This window comes from Halorubrum yunnanense (genome assembly GCF_026586675.1).
Lineage (GTDB): Archaea > Halobacteriota > Halobacteria > Halobacteriales > Haloferacaceae > Halorubrum > Halorubrum yunnanense.
Map to the genome: position 1 here is coordinate 1 of NZ_JAODIX010000039.1, position 1567 is coordinate 1567.

2 protein-coding genes are annotated in these 1567 nt (G+C 64.0%); both read right to left on the reverse strand.

Annotated features, from left to right (window positions below):
- Positions 1–314 precede the first annotated feature (314 nt).
- The gene (locus N5096_RS10100) at positions 315–590 is read right to left on the reverse strand and encodes a PadR family transcriptional regulator (protein WP_267664426.1); all 276 of its coding nucleotides are present in this window, start codon (positions 588–590) and stop codon (positions 315–317) included.
- A gap of 472 nt (positions 591–1062) precedes the next feature.
- Entirely contained in the window at positions 1063–1209 is a 147-nt protein-coding gene (locus N5096_RS10105) for a hypothetical protein (protein ID WP_267664428.1), read from the reverse strand.
- Between the last annotated feature and the right edge of the window lie 358 nt (positions 1210–1567).

Genomic DNA, 1567 nt, shown 5'->3' on the forward strand with positions numbered 1-1567 from the left:
AGAACACGTTTGAGTGTCGGCTTCACCCTCGGGGTCAAGCCCCGAGGCACTCGCCTTGCTTATCTGTAGACGTACGTGCTCGGCGCGGCCGACTCGTGGTGGTAGTCGACCCACTCCCGCGCGCGGTCGCCCGGGAGATCGGTGACGTCGGGGGTGGCCGTGTGGCGATCCATGCGGACGCGTCGCACGCCAACGGAATAAATGCGAGGCGATCCCGCGGTCGTTGGAGATAGCTCCAACCGCGGTCCGGGAAACGGGGAGAAAGGGTCGAGACGGGCGATCAGAGCGGGACCTGCGGTCGACGACGAGGAGTGTCAGTGGTCGACGTACTGGCCCTCCCACTCGGTCCGGGCCTCGATCTCGCGGCGACCGCGGCGGGTCAGCGTGTAGTAGTTCGTGCGGCGGTCTCGCTGGCCCTTCTCCACGAGGCCCTTCTCCACCAGAGTGTCGAGGTTCGGGTAGAGCCGGCCGTGGTGGATCTCCTTCTCGTAGTAGTCCTCGAGCTCCTCTTTGATCGCGAGCCCGTGAGGCTCGTCCAAGCCGGCGATCACGTAGAGCAGGTCGCGCTGAAAACCCGTAAGGTCGTACATACAACTGCCCATACATTCCCGTTCTAAATAAATAAATATACCGTTATGATAGACGTCGATCCGGGACTCGACCGGTAGAGTCTCCCGATCTCCTCCGTTTGGTTGTGTCAGTCGATCAACGATGACGCGGCCGTTCGGGGTCGAACCGCGCCTTCGGTCGATCGTCCGGAAGCTGATACGTCCGGGGCGAGCGCACAGGGGTCGCCAGGAGATCGGGCTCGGAGTTGGTGGTCGCGTCGCTCCGAGCGCAGCGGTGGTAGTCAGCAGAAAGCCGGCGCGCCCGACGCGGAAAAAAGCCGCGTCGGGCGGCCGATTGGTCCCCGCTGACGCTTCGGCCCTCCAGACGAAGCGTCACCTGACGATACAGGGTTCAAAGTTATAAAGCTAACGAGGAGCCGCTACTGGTGTTCGATCAGTTACACGTTACGGGGGTCGAAACGGGGCGTGGGTCCCGTGTCGCACGGGTCCGGCGCTACATGTGCTCTTCTTCCAACGCCCAGCCGAGCGCGCGCTTGTAGTGAGTGAACAGCTCCTCGACGCCGCGGTGGGACATCTCCTCGTCGTCGAGCTGCTCGCGGAGGAACTCGTACTGCTCGCGGATTTCGTCTTCGGAGCGCATGGGCGTCGGTACGGCTCGTGCCCGGATAGGATTGTGGGCGAGGACGTCGTGTACGAGCCGTGATGCGGATCGGCGGGGAACGCCACCAGAATCCTCAGTCGCTCGGGGTTATCCGGCCAACAACGCTGCGGTGAACGCTTCTAAAGCCCCAGCCGCTGGGCGATACGTTGGCGTCGACACGGAAAACACCTCCAAAGCCCCAGCCGAGAGGACTCGATGGGCTCGCTGCGCTCCTCAGTCGCTCGCTTCACTCGCTCCCTGCGGTGCTTGTGTCGCCCGTCTTCGCCCTCCCGGCTGCCCCTTTGAGTCCCACCCGGCGGCACCGCAACCGCACCTCACACCTCCCCAGCCTCGTCGC

Coding starts and splice junctions, on each gene's coding strand:
- N5096_RS10105 (WP_267664428.1), bottom strand. CDS start 1,209: ATGCGCTCCGAAGACGAAATCCGCGAGCAGTACGAGTTCCTCCGCGAG.
- N5096_RS10100 (WP_267664426.1), bottom strand. CDS start 590: ATGTACGACCTTACGGGTTTTCAGCGCGACCTGCTCTACGTGATCGCC.